This is a genomic window from Pantoea sp. A4 (assembly GCF_000295955.2).
GTDB classification, from domain to species: domain Bacteria; phylum Pseudomonadota; class Gammaproteobacteria; order Enterobacterales; family Enterobacteriaceae; genus Pantoea; species Pantoea multigeneris.
The window spans coordinates 121140-144843 of the sequence record NZ_ALXE01000036.1; the positions used below are offsets into that span (position 1 = coordinate 121140).

The 23704-nt window shown below is 52.9% G+C and carries 22 protein-coding genes; 15 read left to right on the top strand and 7 right to left on the bottom strand.

What is annotated here, in order from left to right; translation table 11 throughout:
• Positions 1-22 precede the first annotated feature (22 nt).
• The 13 genes from bamA to B880_RS0116435 all read left to right on the top strand — a co-directional run bounded on the left by bamA (position 23) and on the right by B880_RS0116435 (position 16112).
• Positions 23-2428 (top strand): outer membrane protein assembly factor BamA, encoded by a 2406-nt coding sequence (bamA, locus tag B880_RS0116375; RefSeq protein WP_017348528.1) that lies wholly within the window; start codon positions 23-25, stop codon positions 2426-2428.
• Between the two features lie 95 nt (positions 2429-2523).
• A complete protein-coding gene (locus tag B880_RS0116380; protein ID WP_017348529.1) occupies positions 2524-3024 on the top strand; it encodes an OmpH family outer membrane protein in 501 nt (166 codons plus the stop codon).
• Positions 3025-3027: 3 nt separating this feature from the next.
• Entirely contained in the window at positions 3028-4053 is a 1026-nt protein-coding gene (lpxD, locus tag B880_RS0116385) for a UDP-3-O-(3-hydroxymyristoyl)glucosamine N-acyltransferase (protein WP_017348530.1), read from the top strand.
• Between the two features lie 154 nt (positions 4054-4207).
• On the top strand, positions 4208-4663 hold the full coding sequence (gene fabZ, locus B880_RS0116390; protein ID WP_017348531.1) for a 3-hydroxyacyl-ACP dehydratase FabZ: 456 nt from the start codon (positions 4208-4210) through the stop codon (positions 4661-4663).
• A gap of 3 nt (positions 4664-4666) precedes the next feature.
• On the top strand, positions 4667-5455 hold the full coding sequence (gene lpxA / locus B880_RS0116395) for an acyl-ACP--UDP-N-acetylglucosamine O-acyltransferase (RefSeq protein WP_017348532.1): 789 nt from the start codon (positions 4667-4669) through the stop codon (positions 5453-5455).
• 3 nt (positions 5456-5458) lie between these two features.
• Positions 5459-6607, top strand: coding sequence for a lipid-A-disaccharide synthase (gene lpxB / locus B880_RS0116400; protein WP_017348533.1), 1149 nt, complete (start codon positions 5459-5461; stop codon positions 6605-6607).
• Complete coding sequence (gene rnhB / locus B880_RS0116405) at positions 6600-7226, top strand: ribonuclease HII (protein ID WP_017348534.1); 627 nt, start codon at positions 6600-6602, stop codon at positions 7224-7226. The genes lpxB and rnhB overlap by 8 nt, the downstream gene beginning before the upstream one ends.
• Before the next feature lie 30 nt (positions 7227-7256).
• Positions 7257-10739, top strand: a complete 3483-nt coding sequence (gene dnaE, locus B880_RS0116410; RefSeq protein WP_017348535.1) for a DNA polymerase III subunit alpha — start codon at positions 7257-7259, stop codon at positions 10737-10739.
• Between the two features lie 12 nt (positions 10740-10751).
• On the top strand, positions 10752-11708 hold the full coding sequence (gene accA / locus B880_RS0116415; RefSeq protein ID WP_017348536.1) for an acetyl-CoA carboxylase carboxyl transferase subunit alpha: 957 nt from the start codon (positions 10752-10754) through the stop codon (positions 11706-11708).
• Between the two features lie 112 nt (positions 11709-11820).
• The gene (locus tag B880_RS0116420; RefSeq protein ID WP_017348537.1) at positions 11821-13962 is read left to right on the top strand and encodes a lysine decarboxylase LdcC; all 2142 of its coding nucleotides are present in this window, start codon (positions 11821-11823) and stop codon (positions 13960-13962) included.
• A gap of 78 nt (positions 13963-14040) precedes the next feature.
• Complete coding sequence (locus B880_RS0116425) at positions 14041-14430, top strand: VOC family protein (protein ID WP_017348538.1); 390 nt, start codon at positions 14041-14043, stop codon at positions 14428-14430.
• A 37-nt stretch (positions 14431-14467) separates the two neighbouring features.
• On the top strand, positions 14468-15760 hold the full coding sequence (gene tilS / locus B880_RS0116430; RefSeq protein WP_017348539.1) for a tRNA lysidine(34) synthetase TilS: 1293 nt from the start codon (positions 14468-14470) through the stop codon (positions 15758-15760).
• Positions 15761-15803: 43 nt separating this feature from the next.
• A complete protein-coding gene (locus tag B880_RS0116435; protein ID WP_017348540.1) occupies positions 15804-16112 on the top strand; it encodes a c-type cytochrome in 309 nt (102 codons plus the stop codon).
• A 40-nt stretch (positions 16113-16152) separates the two neighbouring features.
• Here the strand turns inward: B880_RS0116435 and rof are convergent, their stop codons facing one another.
• Positions 16153-16413, bottom strand: coding sequence for a Rho-binding antiterminator (gene rof, locus B880_RS0116440; RefSeq protein WP_017348541.1), 261 nt, complete (start codon positions 16411-16413; stop codon positions 16153-16155).
• Positions 16414-16771: 358 nt separating this feature from the next.
• Between rof and arfB the strand changes: the two genes are divergently transcribed.
• The gene (gene arfB / locus B880_RS0116445) at positions 16772-17182 is read left to right on the top strand and encodes an alternative ribosome rescue aminoacyl-tRNA hydrolase ArfB (protein ID WP_017348542.1); all 411 of its coding nucleotides are present in this window, start codon (positions 16772-16774) and stop codon (positions 17180-17182) included.
• A 32-nt stretch (positions 17183-17214) separates the two neighbouring features.
• Here the strand turns inward: arfB and proS are convergent, their stop codons facing one another.
• The 6 genes from proS to metN all read right to left on the bottom strand — a co-directional run bounded on the left by proS (position 17215) and on the right by metN (position 22785).
• Positions 17215-18933 (bottom strand): proline--tRNA ligase, encoded by a 1719-nt coding sequence (gene proS, locus B880_RS0116450; protein ID WP_017348543.1) that lies wholly within the window; start codon positions 18931-18933, stop codon positions 17215-17217.
• A 91-nt stretch (positions 18934-19024) separates the two neighbouring features.
• A complete protein-coding gene (tsaA, locus tag B880_RS0116455; RefSeq protein ID WP_017348544.1) occupies positions 19025-19732 on the bottom strand; it encodes a tRNA (N6-threonylcarbamoyladenosine(37)-N6)-methyltransferase TrmO in 708 nt (235 codons plus the stop codon).
• Positions 19729-20127: an Rcs stress response system protein RcsF gene (rcsF, locus tag B880_RS0116460; protein ID WP_017348545.1), complete on the bottom strand. Its 399-nt coding sequence runs from the start codon at positions 20125-20127 to the stop codon at positions 19729-19731. Before rcsF ends, tsaA begins: the two co-directional genes overlap by 4 nt.
• A gap of 132 nt (positions 20128-20259) precedes the next feature.
• A complete protein-coding gene (locus B880_RS0116465) occupies positions 20260-21075 on the bottom strand; it encodes a MetQ/NlpA family lipoprotein (protein WP_017348546.1) in 816 nt (271 codons plus the stop codon).
• Between the two features lie 32 nt (positions 21076-21107).
• Positions 21108-21761 carry a methionine ABC transporter permease MetI gene (locus tag B880_RS0116470; RefSeq protein WP_017348547.1) on the bottom strand — a complete coding sequence of 218 codons (654 nt, stop codon included), beginning with the start codon at positions 21759-21761 and terminating at the stop codon, positions 21108-21110.
• Positions 21754-22785 carry a methionine ABC transporter ATP-binding protein MetN gene (metN, locus tag B880_RS0116475; protein ID WP_017348548.1) on the bottom strand — a complete coding sequence of 344 codons (1032 nt, stop codon included), beginning with the start codon at positions 22783-22785 and terminating at the stop codon, positions 21754-21756. The genes B880_RS0116470 and metN overlap by 8 nt, the downstream gene beginning before the upstream one ends.
• Positions 22786-22971: 186 nt before the next feature.
• Here metN and gmhB point away from each other — a divergent pair, with 186 nt between their 5' ends.
• On the top strand, positions 22972-23532 hold the full coding sequence (gene gmhB, locus B880_RS0116480; RefSeq protein WP_017348549.1) for a D-glycero-beta-D-manno-heptose 1,7-bisphosphate 7-phosphatase: 561 nt from the start codon (positions 22972-22974) through the stop codon (positions 23530-23532).
• Positions 23533-23704 lie beyond the last annotated feature (172 nt).

Genomic DNA, 23704 nt, shown 5'->3' on the forward strand with positions numbered 1-23704 from the left:
GTTAGGAAAACGCATAATAACGATGGCGATGAAAAAGTTGCTCATAGCGTCGCTGCTGTTTAGCAGCGCCACCGTTTACGGTGCAGACAATTTCGTGGTGAAAGACATTCATTTCGAAGGCTTGCAGCGAGTCGCCGTCGGCGCGGCTCTGCTGAGTATGCCAGTTCGCGTAGGGGACACGGTGAGCGATGATGACATCCGCAACACCATCCGTTCTCTGTTTGCGACCGGCAACTTTGAAGATGTACAGGTCTTACGCGACGGAACGACCCTGATCGTCGAGGTCAAGGAACGCCCCACCATTGCCAGCATTACCTTTAGCGGTAACAAAGCCATTAAAGAGGATCAGCTGAAGCAGAACCTCGAAGCTTCTGGTGTCCGTGTAGGTGAAGCTCTGGATCGCACCACGCTCTCTTCCATTGAGAAGGGGCTGGAGGATTTCTACTACAGCGTCGGTAAATATACCGCGAGCGTCAAAGCGATTGTGACACCGCTGCCGCGTAACCGTGTAGATCTGAAATTCGTCTTCCAGGAAGGTGTGTCTGCCAAGATTCAGCAGATCAACATTGTGGGCAACAAAGCGTTCAACTCTGACGAGCTGATCTCACGCTTCCAGCTGCGCGATGAAGTGCCATGGTGGAACCTGGTTGGCGATCGCAAATATCAGAAGCAGAAACTGGCTGGGGATCTCGAAACCCTGCGCAGCTTCTACCTCGATCGCGGTTATGCCCGCTTCAATATCGATTCGACGCAGGTCAGCCTGACGCCGGATAAAAAAGGCATTTATATCACGGTAAACATCACCGAAGGCGATCAGTACAAGATTGCCGGTGTGATTGTGAACGGTGATATGGCGGGTCACTCCGCTGAAATCGAACATCTGACGCACATTCCAAACGGTGAGCTGTACAACGGCACCAAAGTGACGCAGATGGAAGATGACATCAAAAAACTGCTTGGCCGTTATGGTTACGCCTATCCACGCGTGCAGACGCAGCCAGAAATCAATGACGCAGATAAAACAGTAAAACTGCATATCAGCGTTGATGCAGGTAATCGTTACTACGTGCGTAAAGTGCGTTTCGAAGGTAACGACACCTCAAAAGATGCGGTGCTACGTCGTGAAATGCGTCAGATGGAAGGTGCATGGTTGGGGAGCGACCTGGTTGATCAGGGTAAAGAGCGCCTCAACCGTACCGGTTACTTTGAAACCGTTGATACCGATACGCAGCGCGTACCAGGCACCACCGACCAGGTTGATGTTGTCTACAAAGTTAAAGAGCGCAACACCGGTACGTTCAACTTCGGCGTGGGCTACGGTACTGAAAGTGGCGTGAGCTTCCAGGTCGGCGTGACGCAGGATAACTGGCTTGGCACCGGTAATACCGTGGGTATTAGCGGAACCAAGAACGATTACCAGACCTATGCTGAACTGTCGATGACCAACCCGTACTTCACCGTTGATGGTGTAAGTCTGGGCGGACGCCTGTTCTACAACGACTTTAAAGCTGATGATGCGGATCTCTCCGACTACACCAACAAGAGTTATGGTTTAGACGGTACGCTGGGCTTCCCAATCAATGAGAACAACTCATTGCGTGCGGGCCTTGGCTATACGCACAACAGTCTGTCGAACATGCAGCCGCAGGTTGCAATGTGGCGTTATCTGGACTCCGTGGGACATCCACAGGGCATCAATAGTCGTGGTACTTACTCGACTGATGACTTTACGTTTAACTATGGCTGGACCTATAACACCCTTGACCGTGGCTTCTTCCCGACGGCCGGTAACCGGACTAACCTGAACGGTAAGATCACGATTCCTGGGTCGGATAACAGCTTCTATAAAGCTACGCTGGATACGCAGCAGTATGTACCGCTTAACCGCGATCACACCTGGGTTGTTCTGGGCCGTGGCCGTGTTGGTTATGCCGGTGGTCTCGGCGGCAAAGAGATGCCGTTCTACGAGAACTTCTATGCGGGCGGCTCCAGCTCTGTGCGCGGCTTCCAGTCCAATACCATTGGTCCTAAAGCTGCTTACTATAATGACAGTTCGTATACTTGCTCCGGCTCGAATGCGATCTGTAAATCCGATGATGCGGTGGGCGGTAACGCCATGGCGACGGCCAGCCTTGAGCTGATTACGCCAACGCCGTTCGTCAGCGAAAAATATGCTAACTCGCTGCGTACCTCGCTGTTCGTTGATGCAGGTACGGTTTGGGATACTAAATGGCAGAACACGGCAGAAACCCGTGCTGCAGGTATTCCTGACTACAGCGATCCAAACAATATTCGCGTATCCTCGGGTGTTGCATTGCAATGGATGTCTCCGCTAGGACCGTTGGTCTTCTCCTATGCGCAGCCCATTAAGAAAGTCGAGGGAGATAAATCAGAGCAGTTCCAGTTTAACATTGGTAAAACCTGGTAAAGCTCTGAGCAGGGAAGTGTAAATACCGTCTTGCATGCGTGCAGTTATACTATGCTGCCGCTGCAAACACACACGTTGAGGGTAAGGAGTTTATAGTGAAAAAGTTGTTCTGTGCCGCTGCTCTGGGTCTTGCATTCGCTGCATCTGCTGGCGTACAAGCTGCTGAAAAAATCGCTGTTGTTAACCTGGGTCAGGTTTTCCAGCAGTCTCCACAGCGTGCTACTGTTGCTCAGCAGCTGGAAAATGAGTTCAAAGGCCGTGCTTCTGACCTTCAGGCTCAGCAGAATAAAATCCAGGGTGAAATCCAGGATCTGCAGCGTAATGCTTCAACCATGAAAGCCAGCGACCGCACCAAGAAAGAGAAGCAGATTGCTTCTGAGCGCGCTGCTTTTGAACAGAAAGCGCAGGCTTTCGAACAAGACAATCAGAAGCGTCAGGGCGAAGAGCGTAACAAGCTGCTGCAAAAAATTCAGACCGCAGTTCAGTCTGTAGCGAAGAGCGGTGGATACGATCTGGTTCTGGATTCTCAGGCAGTGCTGTACTCCTCTGCTGATGCAAAAGACATTACTGCTGACGTTGTAAAACAGGTTAAATAATTAATGTCTTCGATTCGACTCGCTGAATTAGCCCAGCAGTTGGATGCAGAATTGCACGGAGATGGCGATATCGCCATCTCCGGCATTGCTTCTATGGCATCCGCAGTAACTGGCCAAATTACTTTTCTCTCTAACAGTCGCTACCGCGAGCAGCTCGCTGGGTGCCATGCCTCGGCTGTGGTGCTGACGGAAGCAGATCTGGCGTGGTGCCACACGGCTGCCCTGGTCGTTAAAAATCCTTATCTTACCTATGCCCGTATGGCGCAGCTGTTGGATACAACGCCACAGCCGGCCCAGAACATTGCACCGAGTGCGGTTATCGATCCCACTGCCAAATTGGGCAACAACGTCTCGATTGGTGCCAATGCGGTGATCGAATCTGACGTGGAACTGGGTGATAACGTCGTCATCGGTGCCGGTTGTTTTGTCGGTAAGAAAACTCGGATTGGTCGCGGTTCTCGCCTGTGGGCCAACGTGACGGTTTACCATGAGATTCAGATTGGGCAAGATTGCCTGATCCAGTCAGGCACAGTCATTGGTGCCGATGGCTTTGGTTACGCCAACGACCGTGGTAACTGGATTAAAATTCCTCAGCTAGGTGCCGTTATTATCGGCGATCGCGTCGAAATTGGTGCTTGTACCACCATTGATCGCGGTGCTCTGGATAACACTCTGATCGGCAATGGTGTTATCATAGACAACCAGTGTCAGATCGCCCACAACGTGGTGATCGGTGATAACACTGCGGTTGCTGGCGGTGTGATTATGGCCGGCAGTCTCAAAATTGGACGTTATTGCATGATTGGCGGTGCCAGCGTCATTAATGGCCATATGGAGATCTGCGACAAAGTTACCGTAACCGGTATGGGAATGGTAATGCGGCCAATCACGGAACCTGGGGTATACTCTTCGGGCATTCCGTTGCAACCCAACAAAACCTGGCGCAAAACTGCTGCGCTGGTGATGAATATCGATGAGATAAGCAAACGCTTAAAAGCCATCGAGCGTAAAGTCGGCAAAGACGACTAAGCGCCATCCCACGACTGACCGGCTTTTCATAATAATGATGCTAAGCGCGGAAGCCAGGAATATTGAGCTGATTTGCGGCCTGCGAACGATCGTTTTGATCTGTGCAGGCCGTGTTATTGATGTCATCCGCATTTTTTAGGACAGGAAGAGTATTTTGACAACTGAAACTCATACTCTGAACATTGAAGAGATTGTTGAGCTATTGCCACACCGCTACCCGTTTTTGTTGGTAGATCGCGTTCTGGAGTGGCGAGACCACGAGTACTTAAAAGCTGTTAAGAATGTTTCCGTGAACGAACCGTTTTTCCAGGGCCACTTCCCTGGTAAACCGATTTTCCCGGGTGTACTGATTCTTGAAGCAATGGCTCAGGCCACAGGCATTCTGGCGTTTAAGAGCGTCGGTAAACTGGAACCTGGTGAACTGTACCTGTTCGCCGGTATCGATGATGCTCGCTTCAAACGCCCTGTAGTACCAGGCGACCAGATGATTATGGAAGTCACATTCGAGAAAACCCGTCGTGGCGTTACGCGCTTTAAAGGCGTTGCTACCGTTGATGGTAAAATTGTCTGTGAAGCCACCATGATGTGTGCCCGCAGCCGGGAGGCGTAATCTGTGATTGATTCAACCGCCAGCATTCATCCAAGTTCTGTCATTGAGGATGGGGCCATTATCGGGCCCAACGTGCACATCGGTCCCTTCTGTTTCATCGGGGCTAATGTGGAGATTGGTGAAGGGACATTTCTGAAATCCCACGTGGTGGTCAATGGCCATACGCGTATCGGGAAAGATAATCAGATCTTCCAGTTCGCTTCTATCGGCGAGGTGAATCAGGATCTGAAATACGTCGGCGAGCCGACCCGTGTCGAAATCGGCGACCGTAACCGTATCCGTGAAAGCGTGACTATTCATCGTGGTACGGTGCAGGGCGGCAACGTCACCCGGATTGGCAGCGATAACCTGCTGATGGTTAATGCGCACATCGCACATGACTGTATTGTGGGTAACCGCTGTATTTTCGCGAATAACGCTACACTGGGCGGCCACGTTACCGTGGATGATTTCGCCATCATCGGTGGTATGACGGCGGTTCACCAGTGGTGCACCATTGGTGCTCACGTAATGGTGGGTGGTTGTTCTGGCGTTGCCCAGGACGTACCGCCGTATGTGATTGCTCAAGGCAACCACGCGACGCCATTTGGCATCAACATTGAAGGTTTGAAGCGTCGTGGTTTCAGCAAAGAAGCGCTGCACGCGATTCGTAACGCCTACAAACTGTTGTACCGCAGCGGCAGAACACTGGATGAAGTCAAACCTGAAATCGAAGAACTGGCAAAACAGCACAGCGAAGTTCAGCCGTTCTACGACTTCTTTGACCGTTCCACCCGTGGATTAATTCGCTAATCCATGTCAGTGCGTCCCCTTACGATAGCCCTGGTCGCCGGAGAAACCTCCGGCGATATTCTTGGTGCAGGTCTCATTCGTGCTATCAAAGCACGCCATCCTGAAGCACGCTTTGTCGGTGTTGCGGGCCCGCGTATGCAGGCCGAGGGCTGTGAAGCCTGGTATGAGATGGAAGAGCTGGCGGTGATGGGCATTGTTGAAGTGCTCGGTCGCTTGCCGCGGTTGATGAAAATCGGCCGTGACCTGACGCAGCGCTTCACTGCGCTGCAACCCGATGTCTTTGTTGGCATTGATGCACCCGATTTTAATCTGACGCTGGAAGGGCGTTTGAAACGTGCCGGTATCCGTACCGTGCATTACGTCAGTCCTTCGGTGTGGGCGTGGCGACAAAAGCGTGTTTTCAAAATTGGCCGCAACACGCACATGGTGTTGGCATTCCTGCCGTTTGAAAAAGCCTTTTACGATCGCTATGACGTGCCGTGCCGTTTTATCGGCCACACCATGGCAGATGCAATGCCGTTGCAACCGGATAAGCAGGCTGCACGCCAACGTCTGTCAATTGCGCCAGATGCCCTCTGTCTTGCCTTGCTGCCGGGTAGCCGTAATGCCGAAGTAGAAATGCTCAGCGCGGATTTCCTTAAAGCCGCACAAATTCTACGCGTGCGCTATCCCCAGTTAGAGATTGTGGTCCCGCTGGTGAATGCGAAGCGCCGTGAGCAGTTTGAGCGCATCAAAGCGGAAGTGGCTCCTGAACTGCCCATGCATCTGCTGGATGGCCAGGGGCGTGATGCAATGATTGCCAGCGATGCCGCTATTCTGGCATCTGGTACTGCTGCGCTGGAGTGCATGTTGGCGAAGTGCCCGATGGTGGTGGGCTATCGCATGAAGCCATTCACCTTCTGGCTGGCGAAACGGCTGGTAAAAACGCCGTATGTCTCGCTGCCTAATCTGCTGGCTAAGCGTGAGCTGGTCAAAGAGCTGCTCCAGGACGAGTGTCAGCCGGATCTACTGGCGGCGGCGCTTGAGCCGTTGTTGCACAGCGGCCCCGATCGCGATGCCCTGCTGGCAACATTTAATGAATTACATCAACAGATCCGTTGGAATGCCGATGAGCAGGCCGCGGATGCGGTGCTGGAGATAGCAAATGTCTGAGTTTATCTACCCACAGGCGCGTCTGATTGCCGGCGTGGACGAAGTCGGACGCGGGCCATTAGTGGGCGCGGTGGTTACCGCAGCGGTGATCCTCGATCCGGCTAACCCGATTAAAGGCCTGGCGGACTCGAAAAAGCTGTCGGAAAAACGCCGTCTGGCGCTGTTTGATGAGATCAAAGAAAAAGCGCTGGCCTGGAGCCTTGGCCGCGCGGAACCGGAAGAGATCGATCAGATCAATATTCTGCAGGCCACCATGTTGGCGATGCAGCGCGCAGTGGCAGGTTTGTCACTGGTGCCAGAGTATGTCCTGATTGACGGAAATCGTTGTCCGGCACTCCCGATGCCTTCGCAGGCGGTAGTAAAAGGCGACAGCCTGGTAGCAGAAATCAGCGCCGCATCGATTCTGGCAAAAGTCACACGCGATCGTGAAATGGCCGAGCTGGATTTGCTGTTCCCGCAGTACGGCTTTGCCCAGCACAAGGGCTATCCGACTGCACTGCACATGGAGCGTCTGTCGCAACATGGTGCCACTCCTCATCATCGCCGCAGCTTTGCGCCGGTGCGTAATGCCCTGATTGATGCCGAAGTATTGGCAACCAGCCAGACGACTGCGCTTTAATAGCCTGCGTTTGTTTAACCGGAAACCGATATGGCCGAACCCCGTTTCATACATCTGCGTGTTCACAGTGATTATTCGATGGTCGATGGACTGGCGAAGACCGGGCCGCTGGTAAAAAAAGCGGCCTCGCTGGGTATGCCCGCGCTGGCAATCACCGATTTCATGAACCTTTGCGGGCTGGTGCGTTTCTATGGCAGCGCGCATGATGCGGGTGTAAAGCCGATTGTCGGGGCTGATTTCCTCGTTGCCAGTGAACTGATGGGCGATGAGCTGACGCAGATCACGGTGCTAGCCATGGATAACATTGGCTATCAAAACCTGACGTTACTGATTTCGCGTGCTTATCAGCGTGGCTACGGGGTTGCTGGCCCCGTGATTGACCGTGACTGGCTGGCTGAGTTAAATCCGGGCTTGCTGCTGCTGTCTGGCGGCCGCAGTGGTGATGTTGGCCGTTGTTTGCTTCGTGGCAATAGCAGTCTGGTGGCGCAGTGCGTCGAGTTTTACCAACAGCACTTTGCCGATCGCTATTATCTGGAGCTGGTACGTACTGGCCGTGCCGATGAAGAAGCATACCTCCATGCTGCTGTCGAGCTGGCCATGGCAGAATCACTGCCGGTTGTTGCCACCAATGAAGTCTGCTTCCTGAATGAAGAGGATTTCGACGCCCACGAAATTCGCGTCGCCATTCACGATGGTTACACGTTGGATGATCCTAAGCGTCCGCGTAACTACAGTGCTCAGCAATATCTGCGCAGTGTCGATGAGATGTGTGAGCTGTTCTCAGACATCCCGGAAGCCCTGGAGAACAGCGTAGAAATTGCTAAACGCTGTAACGTCACTGTCCGCTTGGGCGAATATTTCCTGCCACAGTTCCCTACCGGTGAAATGACCACGGAAGATTTCCTTGTCATGAAATCGCGCGAAGGTCTGGAAGAGCGACTGGAGTTCCTGTTCCCGGATGACGCCGTACGTGCGGAACGTCGCCCGGAATATGATGAGCGCCTTGAAGTTGAGCTGACGGTTATCAACAACATGGGCTTCCCAGGCTACTTCCTGATCGTAATGGAGTTCATCCAGTGGTCGAAGGATAACGGTATTCCGGTTGGCCCTGGCCGTGGTTCCGGTGCCGGTTCTCTGGTGGCGTATGCGCTAAAAATTACCGACCTCGATCCGCTGGAGTTTGACCTGCTGTTCGAACGCTTCCTTAACCCGGAACGTGTCTCGATGCCCGACTTTGACGTCGACTTCTGCATGGAAAAACGCGATCTGGTGATCGATCACGTCGCAGAAATGTATGGTCGCGATGCGGTATCGCAGATCATCACTTTTGGTACCATGGCGGCGAAAGCGGTTATCCGTGATGTGGGCCGTGTGCTCGGTCATCCGTACGGATTTGTCGATCGTATTTCTAAGCTGGTACCGCCCGATCCGGGCATGACGCTGGAAAAAGCCTTTGCCGCTGAACCGCAACTGCCAGAAATTTATGAGGCGGATGAAGAGGTTAAAGCGCTGATTGATATGGCGCGTAAGCTGGAAGGTGTCACGCGTAACGCCGGTAAGCACGCGGGTGGGGTGGTTATCTCGCCCACCAAAATTACCGACTTTGCGCCGCTGTATTGTGATGAGTTGGGTAATCATCCGGTCACGCAGTTCGATAAAAATGACGTTGAATATGCCGGGTTGGTGAAGTTTGACTTCCTCGGCCTGCGCACGCTGACCATTATCGACTGGGCACTAAAAATGATTAATGCTCGCCGTGAAAAGAACGGTGAAGCCCCCATCGATATCGCAGCTATTCCGCTGGAAGATAAGAAAAGTTTCGATATGCTGCAGCGCGCGGAAACCACTGCGGTGTTCCAGCTTGAATCGCGCGGCATGAAAGATCTGATCAAACGTCTGAAGCCTGACTGCTTCGAAGATATGATCGCACTGGTCGCGCTGTTCCGTCCGGGTCCCTTGCAATCCGGCATGGTAGATAACTTTATTGACCGTAAGCACGGCCGTGAAGCGATCTCTTATCCTGATATCCAGTGGCAGCATGAGGTGCTGAAGCCGGTTCTGGAACCGACTTACGGCATCATCCTTTACCAGGAGCAGGTGATGCAGATCGCTCAGGAGCTTTCTGGATACACGCTGGGCGGCGCGGATATGCTGCGTCGTGCAATGGGTAAAAAGAAACCCGAGGAGATGGCCAAGCAGCGCTCGGTGTTTGAAGAGGGTGCAGTGAAGATGGGCGTCAGTGGTGAACTGGCGATGAAAATCTTCGATCTGGTAGAGAAATTTGCCGGATACGGCTTTAACAAGTCGCACTCAGCGGCGTATGCGCTGGTCTCCTATCAGACGTTATGGTTGAAAGCTCACTACCCGGCGGAGTTCATGGCTGCGGTCATGACGGCGGATATGGACAACACGGAAAAAGTTGTCGGGCTGGTGGATGAGTGCTGGCGTATGGGACTGAAGTTATTGCCACCGGATATCAACTCCGGGCAATATCAGTTCCACGTCAATGATGACGGCGAAATTGTTTACGGTATCGGCGCCATTAAAGGCGTGGGTGAAGGGCCGATCGAAGCCATTATTGAAGCGCGTAACCAGGGCGGTTATTTCCGCGAGCTCTTCGACCTTTGCGCCCGGACGGATACCAAAAAAATTAACCGCCGCGTGATGGAAAAACTGATTATGTCCGGGGCCTTCGATCGCCTTGGGCCACATCGGGCGGCGTTAATGAGTTCCCTCAATGAGGCACTCAAGGCAGCGGATCAGCACGCCAAAGCCGAGGCTATCGGCCAGGCGGATATGTTTGGCGTGTTGGCTGAGGCACCGGAGCAGGTGGAGCAATCCTATGCCAGTGTGGCACCGTGGCCGGAACAGGTACAGTTGGATGGTGAGCGTGAAACCCTCGGGTTATACCTGACGGGGCATCCCATCACCCAGTACCTGAAAGAAATTGAACGTTATGTTGGAGGTATGCGCCTCAAGGACATGCATCCGACTGAACGTGGTAAAATTACCGTAGCGGCGGGCCTGGTGGTTGCCGCACGTGTGATGGTCACCAAACGCGGCAACCGAATTGGCATCTGTACCCTTGACGATCGCTCTGGTCGTCTGGAAGTGATGCTGTTTACTGATGCGTTGGATAAATACCAGCAGTTGCTGGAACAGGACCGAATCCTGATCGTTAGCGGACAGGTCAGCTTTGATGATTTCAGCGGCGGGCTTAAAATGACCGCTCGTGAAGTTATGGACATCGACGAAGCGCGTGAAAAATATGCGCGCGGACTTGCTATCTCGCTGACGGACAGGCAAATTGATGACCAGCTTTTAAACCGTCTCCGTCAGTCTCTTGAACCTCACCGTTCAGGGACTATCCCGGTGCATCTCTATTACCAGAGAGCAGATGCGCGGGCGAAACTACGCTTCGGTGCGGCGTGGCGTATTTCGCCTAGCGATCGTCTACTTAACGATTTAAGGTCGTTGGTAGGGTTGGAGCAGGTGGAACTGGAGTTTGACTAAAACAGGAACATTATGAGTCTTAATTACCTGGATTTTGAACAGCCGATCGCCGAGCTGGAAGCGAAAATTGATTCGCTGACCTCGATTGGTCGTCAGGATGATCAGCACGTAAACCTGGATGATGAAGTTCAGCGCCTGCGTGAGAAAAGCCTGGAGCTGACACGTAAAATCTTCGCCGATTTGGGCGCATGGCAGATAGCCCAACTGGCGCGTCATCCTCTGCGTCCTTACACGCTGGATTATGTCCGCAACGCGTTTGACGATTTTGACGAACTGGCGGGTGACCGTGCGTTCGCCGACGACAAAGCGATCGTAGGTGGTATTGCACGCCTTGATGGCCGTCCAGTGATGATCATTGGTCACCAGAAGGGTCGTGAAACCAAAGAGAAAATTCGCCGCAATTTCGGTATGCCAGCACCTGAAGGCTATCGTAAAGCGCTGCGCCTGATGGAGATGGCAGAACGCTTCAAAATGCCAATTATCACCTTCATCGATACACCGGGTGCATATCCTGGCGTAGGTGCAGAAGAGCGTGGGCAGTCTGAAGCTATTGCCCGCAATCTGCGTGAAATGTCAGGTTTGACTGTACCCGTCATCTGTACCGTTATCGGTGAAGGTGGTTCTGGTGGTGCACTGGCTATTGGCGTTGGCGATAAAGTTAACATGCTGCAGTTCAGCACCTACTCGGTGATTTCACCGGAAGGCTGTGCCTCAATTCTGTGGAAAAGCGCGGATAAAGCTCCGCTGGCCGCAGAGGCGATGGGTATCACTGCCAACCGTCTGAAAGAGCTGAAGCTGATCGATTCCGTTATTCCAGAACCCCTGGGCGGCGCACATCGTCATCCTGTGGATATGGCTGTGAATCTGAAACAGCAGCTGCTGGCCGATCTGGCTGAGCTGGATAAACTGAGCACAGAAGAGCTGCTGGATCGTCGTTATCAGCGTCTGATGAGCTACGGTTACGCCTGATTCCTTTTTCAGGCAGTGAAAGAGCGGGCTGATGCCCGCTTTTTTTATGCCCGCATTTCTGTATCAGATTCGCTATGCTTGTCCGGTCAGCCACAAACGGAGGAAGCAGGCATTGAATATTCTGGCGATCATGGGCGCGCATGGCGTGTTTTACAAAGACGAGCCGCTGCGTGAACTGGGCGCAGCGCTGGAAGTGCAAGGCTTTCAGCTGATCTACCCGAAAAACAGCGACGATTTACTCAAACTGATTGAGCATAACCCGCGTATTTGCGGCGTGATATTTGACTGGGATGCGCACGACAGCCTGCGCTTATGCAGCGCCGTCAATGAACTCAACGAATACCTGCCACTGTATGCTTTTATCAACACCCATTCACAAATGGATGTCAGCCTGAATGAAATGCGCATGGCGCTGCATTTCTTCGAATATGCGCTGAACGCAGCCGACGATATTGCGCTGCATATCCGTCAGTACACGGACGATTACCTCGACCACATAACCCCTCCTTTGACCAAAGCGTTGTTTACCTATGTGAAAGAGGGGAAGTACACCTTCTGTACGCCAGGCCATATGGGCGGCACGGCATTTCAAAAAAGCCCGGTCGGCTGCCTGTTCTATGACTTCTTTGGCGCGAACACGCTTAAAGCAGATATTTCAATCTCAGTGACTGAACTGGGTTCACTGCTGGACCACACCGGCCCGCATCTGGAGGCGGAAGAGTATGTTGCTCGTACCTTTGGTGCTGAGCAGAGCTATATGGTGACCAATGGGACGTCAACGGCAAATAAGATCGTCGGGATGTATGCCGCAGCGGCGGGCAGCACCGTCCTGATTGACCGGAACTGCCATAAGTCACTGACGCATTTGCTGATGATGAGTGACATCACGCCGCTGTGGCTTAAGCCGACACGTAATGCGCTGGGCATTTTAGGCGGCATTCCAAAATACGAATTTACCCGTGACAGCATCGCGCAAAAAATCGCGACGACGGCCGGTGCTGGCTGGCCAGTACACGCCGTGATTACTAACTCCACTTACGATGGCCTGCTCTACAACACGCAGTACATCAAAGAAACGCTGGATGTCCCGTCGATCCATTTCGACTCCGCCTGGGTGCCGTACACCCGCTTCCACCCGATTTATGAAGGCAAAAGCGGCATGAGTGGCGATCGCGTTCCCGGTAAGGTCATCTACGAAACACAATCTACCCACAAGTTGTTGGCCGCGCTGTCGCAGGCTTCGATGATCCATATTAAAGGGGACTACGATGAGCAGACCTTTAACGAAGCCTACATGATGCACACCACCACATCGCCGAACTATGCGATTGTGGCCTCCATTGAAACAGCGGCTGCGATGTTGCGCGGGAATCCGGGTAAGCGGCTGATTAACCGTTCAGTGGAACGTGCGCTGCATTTCCGTCGTGAGATTCAACGTCTGCGTGAGGAGTCTGACAGTTGGTTCTTTGATATCTGGCAGCCGGAAAAGATTGATCAAGCGGAGTGCTGGCCAATTCAGCCGGGGGAAGAAGCGTGGCACGGCTTTACCCATGCCGATCGTGATCATATGTACCTCGATCCGATTAAAGTGACGATTCTGACGCCAGGCATGAGTGAATTGGGGGTTATGGCGGATGAGGGGATTCCGGCGGCGCTGGTCGCCAAGTACCTCGATCAGCGTGGCATCGTGGTGGAGAAAACCGGCCCGTATAATCTGCTATTCCTGTTCAGTATTGGCATTGATAAAACCCGTGCGATGAGCGTGCTGCGTGGGCTGACGGAGTTCAAACGCGGTTATGATCTCAACCTGCGCGTAAAGAATATGCTGCCTGATCTCTACGCGGAAGATCCCGATTTTTACCGCAATATGCGCATTCAGTCGCTGGCGCAGGGGATACATCAACTGATCCGCAAACACGATCTGCCGCGGTTGATGTTGCAGGCGTTTGATGTCCTGCCGGAAATGAAAATGACGCCGCACAAGGCGTTCCAGCATCAGGTGCGTGGCAATGTGGAAACCGTGGATATTTCACAACTGGTGGGGCGCATTTCAGCCAATATGATCCTGCCGTACCCGCCGGGTGTGCCTTTAGTGATGCCGGGAGAGATGCTTACCGAGCAGAGCCGACCGGTGCTCGATTTCCTGCTGATGCTCTGCACCATTGGTCGCCATTATCCGGGGTTTGAAACGGATATTCACGGTGCGACCTTGACCGAAGAGGGAGAGTATCGGGTGCGGGTGTTGAAGCTTTAATTTCCGGATTTTCGCCGGTTGCGGCACTGTGCCTTACCTCGTAGGGTAAGGCACACAATAACCTGTCAGGGAGAATTTATGCTGCAGTTAACCCATGTGCATCACATTGCCATCATCGCTTCCGACTATGCGCGGAGCAAAGCCTTCTATTGCGATGTGCTTGGCTTCACGCTACTGAATGAGCATTTCCGCGCCGAGCGCAACTCATGGAAGGGCGATTTAGGTTTGCAAGGCGAGTACATTATTGAATTGTTCTCTTTTCCCAATCCTCCGGCGCGTGTGAGCCAACCGGAAGCCTGTGGCTTGCGCCATCTGGCGTTTAGTGTGCCCGACGTTGAGCAAGCCATGCAGCAGCTGGCAGAAAAAGGGGTGGTCTGCGAGCCCATCCGAATTGATGCACTAACGGGCAAAGCCTGTACCTTCTTTGCCGATCCGGACGGTTTGCCGCTGGAGCTGTATCAGGCGTAAAATAGCGCCGCATTATCCTGTCGCCGTGGAATCCATTATGTTGCAAGCTGTGCCTGAAGACCTGTTTACCCCTGATGCCAAATTAGTGGTGGCGTTGAGTGGTGGGCTGGATTCCACCGTGCTACTGCACCTGATGGTGCAATGGCAGCAGCAGCATCCACAGGCTTCACTCCGCGCGCTACATGTTCATCATGGCTTGAGCGCCAATGCGGACAGCTGGGCGCAACACTGCTTATCACTATGCCAGCAGTGGCAAATTGCCGGTGAAGTGTTGAAGGTTGAAGTGGATGGTCGTGCGCAGGGGATTGAGGCTGCGGCTCGTCAGGCGCGTTATGCCGCCATGATTGCGGCACTGAATCCCGATGAAACTTTGCTGACGGCACAGCACCAGGATGACCAGTGTGAAACCCTGCTGCTGGCGCTGAAACGCGGTAGCGGCCCGGCAGGGCTGGCGGCGATGCCACAGCGTATGCTGCTGGCAGGGCACCCGTTAGTGCGACCTTTACTGGACTGCTCGCGTCAACAGCTGGAAGCCTATGCGGAACAGTGGCAACTGCGCTGGATTGAAGATGAAAGCAACCAGGACACGCGTTATGACCGTAATTTCCTGCGTCAGTGCATCCTGCCACAGCTACAACAGCGCTGGCCGCAGTTTGCTGCGACAGTCTCTCGTTCCGCCGCGTTATGCGGTGAACAGGAACAGCTGCTGGATGAGCTGCTAGCAGAGCAACTGGCTGCTTTAATCCAGCCTGATGGCAGCTTGCTGTTTACCTCGTTGCTGCCGATGAGCGAGGCCCGGCGCAATGCATTACTACGCCGCTGGGTGGCCAGCCAGGGCGGGGAAATGCCCTCGCGGGCGGCATTGTCGCGCATTACGCATGAAGTGATGCTGAGCCGTGAAGATGCGCAGCCGCGTTTGCAGCTGGGACGTTATGAAATCCGCCGTTTTCGTCAGCAGTTGTGGTGGCTGCCATTACAGCCTTCTTTACGTGATGAGGTGCTGTTCTGGCCGGATCAACGCACGGCTCTGGTTCTGCCATCCGGCCTGGGCTGTTTAGTCACCGGCCAGCAGCCTGAAATTCGGCGGCCAGAGTCAGATGAAGTAGTCAGCGTGCGCTTTCAGGCACAGGGGCATTTTCATCTGCTCGGACGATCCGGTGGGCGAGAAATGAAAAAGCTGTGGCAAGAGATGAATATTCCGCCATGGCAACGTGAGAGAGTGCCATTAATTTATTATAACCAGACGCTGATTTGTGCGCCGGGGCTGTTTGTCACGCGTGAAGGCGCGGCAAATGCGCTCTCGGGGTGGCAGGCTATCTGGAAAAAATAACAACTATTTTCCCCTCAGGGGATGTTTTCGCTGGAGAGCAATGATGAAACAGTGGTTAGCAGCCGGTTTACTGGCTGTGACGTTACCGGCTTTTGCCGCAGGTGACGCAGGCGCGGGTGCGCAAAAATCAGCAACCTGTCAGGCTTGTCATGGTGCCAAGGGAAAAAGTGCGCAACCTCTTTACCCGAACCTGGCGGGGCAGAATGCCGCATATCTCGATCGCGCGATCTTGGCCTATCAGAAAGGTGAACGCAGTGGCGGACAAGCGGAGGTGATGAAAGCCTTTGTTGCGGGATTAAGCGACAGCGACAGGGCTGATCTGGCGGCTTACTATGCAGGATTAACGCCGTAGGAGGCGGATGGCAGCCAGGCTACCATCCGTAGGGAGAGGATTATTCTTCGCTGACAATAACGGTGCCTAACTCAGGATGGCTGAAGCTGGCAATGTGATCGAGACGTAACTCGCGGATTTCACCGGAAAGCTCGATAGCGAGATACTCTACGTTTTTACGTGAGTGGATATCCTTAGCCTTCGCGCTTAGCGTTTCACCATCTTTCAGTTTCAGCTCTATCGACCAGTGTTTTATGCAGGCGAGTTCCAGATTGTCATAATCGTCGCAGTTGATGGGTTTATAAGCTTCATTCGTCAACATAGTCGCTCACCTATAAGTTTGCAGTGCGGGTTCCCTGAAAAATGAGTTTAGCGCAGAATTTGCCGCTGGATCATCCGTTTCGCTGTGCGTGCCCCAGAGATTTGGCATGGCAGATTCTTATTGCTGCCAAACCTGTCATGATGAGTCTGTGTTTGCACATGCACCTCCTCAGCAGAGTGTCATTACTCTGGTTGATTTGCGACTATATCACAGGGATATGCGAATAATCAGCCTGTCCAGGGGGGATTCGGGTGGCTAAAATCCGGGAAAGTGACAGATTTCACGCAGTTACTGAAATTTCTGCCCCGCACGCAACGTTAAGTCAGGCGTGCTGAAACCAGGGCCAAGTGGAGACAATATGTTAGTAGTATCACGTCAGGTATCACTGCCCGACCAGGAAATAGAACTGACCGCCATTCGCGCACAGGGTGCCGGGGGACAACACGTCAATAAAACCAGTACCGCCATTCATTTACGCTTCGATATTGCCGCGTCGTCACTGCCGCAGTTTTATAAAGAAAGATTGCTGGCAGCCAGCCATCACTTAATCACACCAGACGGTATTGTGATTATTAAAGCGCAGGAGTACCGCAGTCAGGAGATGAACCGCGAAGCTGCGGTGCAACGCTTGCTGAATTTGATTCGCGAATTGACGGTGGTGGAGAAAGTTCGGCGGGCCACGCGGCCAACCAGAGCGTCAAAAGAACGCCGGTTAGAAGGGAAGGCGCAACGTAGCCAGACCAAATCGCTACGCGGCAAAGTGCGGTAAAAAAAGCCCCTGCGTTGGCAGGGGCGAGATCATTACTTGTTCAGTGCGGTAGCGAGGAACTCAACCACCTGATCGCGTTTGATCATCTCTTTTTCGCTGGCGCGACGAGACTTGTACTCAATGTCGTCATTGTCGAGGTTACGATCGCCAATCACGATGGTATGCGGTACGCCAATCAGTTCCATATCAGCGAACATCACACCTGGACGCTCTTTGCGGTCATCCAGAATGACGTCAATACCACGAGCACGCAGCGCGTTATACAGCTCTTCCGCGACTTCTTTCACACGGAAAGATTTCTGCATATTCATCGGCAGAATCGCAACTTCAAATGGCGCCAATGCAGCAGGCCAGATGATGCCACGCTCATCGTTGTTTTGCTCGATGGCTGCGGCAACGACACGGGTAATACCGATACCGTAGCAGCCCATGGTCATGATCTGATTACGACCATCTTCACCCTGAACGGCGGCTTTCATCGCTTCGGAGTATTTGGTGCCAAGCTGGAAAATATGGCCCACTTCGATGCCACGTTTGATTTGCAGCGTGCCTTTGCCATCTGGGCTTGGATCACCTTCCACCACGTTACGAATATCTTCAACGCGGGCTTCTGGTAAATCACGTGCCCAGTTGATGCCAGCGAAGTGCTGACCATCAATGTTGGCACCGGCAGAGAAATCACTCATTTTTGCTACGGTACGGTCAGCAATCACTGGCATGTTCAGGCCAACCGGGCCGATCGAGCCAAAGCCTGCGCCCACAGCAGCACGGATTTCCGCTTCGCCGCCCATCTCTAATGGTGCCGCGACCAGATCCAGATGTTCAGCTTTGATTTCGTTGAGTTCGTGATCGCCACGAACCAGCAGGGCCACCAGCGCATGACCGCTCTCTGCGGCACCTTTCACAATCAGGGTTTTTACCGTTTTCTCGATCGGTACCTGATGCTGTTCAACCAGCTCAGCGATGGTTTTGGCGTTTGGCGTGGCGAACTGGGTCATCGGCTGTGTCGCTGCCGGACGTTCACCGGCAGGTGCCAGCGCTTCTGCTTTTTCGATATTGGCCGCGTAATCCGATTCGCTGGAGAAGATCACATCATCTTCACCGCTCTGTGCCAGCACCTGGAATTCATGTGAGCCGCTACCGCCAATTGAACCGGTATCCGCCTGTACGGCACGGAAATCGAGGCCCATACGGGTAAAGGCCTGGCTGTAAGCGCGGTACATCGCATCATAGGTTTCCTGCAGCGATTCCTGCGAGGTATGGAACGAGTAAGCATCTTTCATGATGAATTCACGTGAACGCATCACGCCGAAACGTGGGCGGATTTCGTCACGGAACTTGGTCTGAATCTGATAGACGTTCAACGGCAACTGTTTGTATGAGCTCAGCTCATTACGAATCAGGTCGGTGACCACTTCTTCATGGGTTGGACCGAGAACAAACGGGCGATCGTGACGGTCGGTAATACGCAGCAGCTCAGGGCCATACTGCTCCCAGCGGCCACTTTCCTGCCACAGATCGGCGGGTTGCACCACAGGCATGGAGATCTCAATCGCGCCGGCATTGTCCATCTCTTCGCGCACGATGTTTTCGACTTTTTTCAGTACGCGCAAGCCGGTTGGCAGCCAGGTATAAAGCCCTGAGGCAAGTTTACGGATCATCCCGGCGCGCAGCATCAGCTGATGGCTGGTCACTTCGGCATCGGACGGCGTCTCTTTTAAGGTAGAGAGCAGATATTGAGTAGTACGCATTGATTAAGATTCCAGATAAACGGAAAGTCCGCACGATAAAATTTGCTGGCGGCTAGTGTACCAGCGACCTCACGCACCCAAAAGCGGGTTTTTAACGTGGGTCCAGTGCAATCACTTCAGTGCCATAACTATCGACACGCCAGCGGACGTTGAAATCCAGTAGCCAGACGGCATATTCCCGACTTTCGCTCTCTGCTTTGCGGTAAGCAGGGCGCGGGTCCTGTGCCAGAACCTGAGCAATAAAGCGTTCAAGATGGGGATAGCGCTGCTGCTGTTGTGCCAGTTGTTGCTGTGCTTCGGGGCTAAACCTGACCGCCATACTGGCTTCTGGTGCATGCTGCGCGAAGCCTGCCTGCGCATCGGGTACGGATTCGGCAAACGGCAGATAGGGTTTGATATCCACTACCGGGGTGCCATCGACCAAATCGAGGCTACCTAGCTCCAGAATCACCTGCTGCTTATCACAGCGAATGCCTTTAAGTTCCACCAGCGACATGCCAATAGGATTGGGACGGAAAGTGGAACGGGTAGCAAATACCCCCATGCGCGCATTACCACCAAGGCGCGGTGGGCGCACCGTGGGTCGCCATCCGCCTTCCATGGTTTGATGAAAGACAAACAGCACCCACAGATGACTAAAGCCTTCCAGGCCACGAACCGCTTCCGGCTGGTTATAAGGCGGCAGCAAGTGCAACTCGCCGCCTCCATCCTGAATCAGACCCGGCTGGCGCGGTACGGCAAATTTCTCTTTCCACGGTGAGTGAATAGTGCCAATCGGGGCAAAGCTAAATTCACTCATTGATCGGTAACTTGCAGCGCCGAACCCTGACATACGGCAGCGCGATAGCAACCCGCTGTGGTCGTGACGATTTCGCACTTGTGCAGCAGCACCGCATTGGCTTTCAGATTAGAGGCTTTAATCTGCATACGTTTACGTGCTGTCGCAATGTTCGGAGGGGAATCCTGGGTGCTGGACTGGCAATCGTCACCGGAGACTTCACCCAGATCGCGGAATGGCTTACTGACCAAATCGGTGGCATCGGTGTAGATTTTCACCGGGGCTGGGCGAGGTGCGGGTTTGCGTGCAGGCTCACTGCTGTGTTGTGAGGCAGGAGTAGCGCTGCTTATGGGGTGATATTCATGAACACACCCTGTCAGCAATAACGCTAACAAGCAGAGCGGGATAAAACGCATGGCGACTTCCTCAGTTTTTAAAAGTGCGGGTATTGAAGCAAGGAGTAGGAAAAATAACAAGTGAGGGGGGCATGCAGATAAAAGAAAGGGCGGTAATCACCGCCCTGGGAAGAACCAGTAAAAGCGGGGGGATTACCAGCCTTTTACTGCACCGCCGTTGAAGATTTTGTTCGCGGCTTCGGCCACTTCGTCAGACTGATAGGCCTCAACGAATTTCTTCACGTTCTCTGCGTCTTTGTTATCTTCACGTGCGACGATCAGGTTGACGTAAGGTGAGTCCTTACCTTCGACAAAGATACCGTCTTTCGCTGGTGTCAGACCAATCTGGCTGGCGTAGGTGGTGTTGATGACCGCCAGGGCAATTTGTTGATCGTCCAGTGAACGTGGCAGCTGTGGTGCTTCCAGCTCAACGATTTTCAGGTGTTTAGGGTTATCAGTGATATCCAGTGAGGTTGGCAGAAGGCCTACGCCATCTTTCAGCTTGATTAAGCCCTCTTTTTCCAGCAGCAGCAGTGAACGGCCGAGGTTAGTTGGATCGTTCGGGATAGCAATCTGTGCGCCGTCTTGCAGCTCATTCAGTGATTTGATTTTTTTCGAGTAACCGGCAATTGGATAAACGAAGGTGTTGCCGACTGGCACCAGTTTATAGCCACGATCTTTGATCTGCTGATCCAGGTAAGGTTTGTGCTGGAAAGCATTCACATCGATATCGCCTTTGCTCAGCGCTTCGTTTGGCAGGACGTAATCGCTGAAGGTCACCAGCTCGACATCCAGACCATACTTCTCTTTAGCGACTTTCTGTGCTGCTTCAGCAACCTGCTGTTCCGCACCCACAATCACACCCACTTTAATGTGGTTTTGATCTTTTTGTTTTTGATCGCAACCTGCCAGCGCCACAACGCCAATCAGTGCACCCACAGCGGCAAACTTTTTAAAATTGAAAGACATAATTTATCCTTAAAGGAAATAAAGGCTGTTGCTTATTTATGGGACACTGCACGCACAATGCGGTCGCCACCGAGTTGAATTAAATACACCAGAACCACCAGTAACACTAATACCGTATTCATGACTGTGGCGTTATAACCGATATAACCGTACTGATAGCCAATCTGACCCAGACCACCAGCACCTACGGCACCGCCCATGGCGGAGTAACCCACTAAGGTAATCAAGGTAATTGTAGCGGCGTTTATCAGCCCTGGCATCGCTTCTGGCAGCAGCACTTTGCGGATGATCTGCATTGGCGTTGCGCCCATTGCGCGGGAGGCCTCAATTAAACCGGTAGGCAGTTCCAGCAGGGCGTTTTCTACCATACGGGCAATAAAGGGTGCAGCACCGACAGTTAAAGGAACAATCGCTGCTTGCAGGCCAATAGATGTACCGACAATTGCGCGTGTAAATGGAATCATCCACACCAGTAAGATGATGAACGGAATCGAACGGAAGATGTTGACCGCTGCTGAGGTAAAACGATACAGCGCCGGGTTAGCCAGAATCTGGCCTGGACGGGTGACGTATAACATCACGCCGACTGGCAGACCGAGGACAAAACCGAAAAAACCGGAGACAAACGTCATCATCAGGGTTTCCCAGATGCCGCGTCCCATTAACCACATCATCGCTTCAGACATAACCCAGCACCTCAACCTTCACATGATTTTCCTGCAACCAACTAATAGCGGCTCGCGCATCGCTATCTGATCCGCCCATTTCAGCCAGCATGATGCCGAACTTGACGCCACCGGCGTAGTCCATCTGCGCACTGATAATGTTGTTGTTCACATTAAAGCGGCGTGCAGCTTCAGACAGCAGAGGGGCATCAACGGATTTACCCGTGAACTCCAGACGTAATAAAGGAACGCTGCCCGGCTTCGCTTCCTGGCTCATGCGCTGCTGGTAATCTTCCGGGATATCCAGATGCAGGGTTGCCTGAATGAATTGCTGGGCCAGTGGGGTTTTCGGATGGGAAAACACTTCACTTACGCTGTCTTGCTCAATCAGTTCACCATTGCTGATCACTGCAACCTGATCGCAGATGCGCTTCACTACATCCATCTCGTGAGTAATAAGAAGGATTGTCAGACCAAGGCGACGGTTAATGTCTTTCAGTAGTTCAAGGATAGAGCGGGTGGTTGCCGGGTCCAGTGCGCTGGTGGCTTCATCACACAGCAGGACTTTTGGATCGCTGGCCAATGCACGTGCAATGGCTACGCGCTGCTTCTGCCCACCGGAGAGGTTAGCGGGCCATGCATCATGTTTATCTGCCAGGCCTACCAGTTCCAGTAACTCAGTGACACGACGCTTGATAGCCTCTTTGGAGTTATTGCCCAGTTCCAGCGGCAGCGCGACGTTGCCGAATACGGTACGTGACGTCATCAGATTAAAGTGCTGGAAGATCATGCCAATCTGGCGGCGTGACTGTGTTAACTGACGTTCATTGAGGGCGGTCAGGTCAGTGCCATCAACCAGAACGCGTCCGGATGTTGGGCGCTCAAGCAGATTCACGCAGCGAATCAAGGTACTTTTACCCGCACCGGAAGCGCCGATGACGCCAAATATCTGTCCGGCGGGGACATGCAGGCTAACGTTAGATAGCGCCTGAATAGTGCGTGAACCTTGTTGGAACACTTTGCTGATATTTTCGAGTTTTATCATTACGTTATTTTTTTTCGTGTGATTTTAGCCGTGGATGGTGCTGCTAAAGCCGGGTTCCGGCGATAGTATGTGATGGATGTTAAGGCATCCAGACGTCCAAATCAATCCTGGTCGCTTAAACTGTGATTCTCTCATCCTACGCAATCATGCGATAATACGTGCCTATTTTGCAGCAGGAGTTACTACGTGGCGAACAACGTCCCAGCTATTTTTCTTGATCGTGATGGCACGCTAAATGTCGATCATGGTTATGTTAGTCAGATCGACGATTTCCAGTTTATCGACGGTACTATAGAAGCACTACAGGAACTGAAAAAAATGGGCTATGCGCTGGTGCTGGTGACTAACCAGTCCGGTATTGCGCGTGGCATGTTTACAGAAGACCAGTTCATGTACCTGACAGAATGGATGGACTGGTCACTGGCCGACCGTGATGTTGATCTCGATGGCATCTACTTTTGCCCACACCATCCTGAAGCAGTAATAGAAGAGTATCGCCAGGTCTGTGACTGCCGTAAGCCACAGCCGGGTATGTTCCTTACTGCACAGCAGCATCTGAACATCGATATGGCTGCTTCTTATATGGTAGGCGATAAAGTTGAAGATATGCTGGCTGCGCAGGCAGCGGGTGTAGGAATGAAAGTTTTAGTCCGCAGCGGCAAACCCGTGACGGAAGAGGGTGAAAAAGCAGCGGATTGGGTGTTAAACAGTCTGGCAGACCTGCCTGAGCGCATTAAAAAGGGTTAAAACAGGCGGGTTAGCTCAAAATTGCAGCGAACGAGAAAAAAGTTGCAATTAGCCCTTGTCAGCCTGAATAAACTCCCTATAATGCGCCACCACTGAGACGGCAAAGCGGAAACGCAAACGACTCAGCAGGGCGTGAAGTGATTCACCCCGCCAGAGAAAAATACTGAAAAAA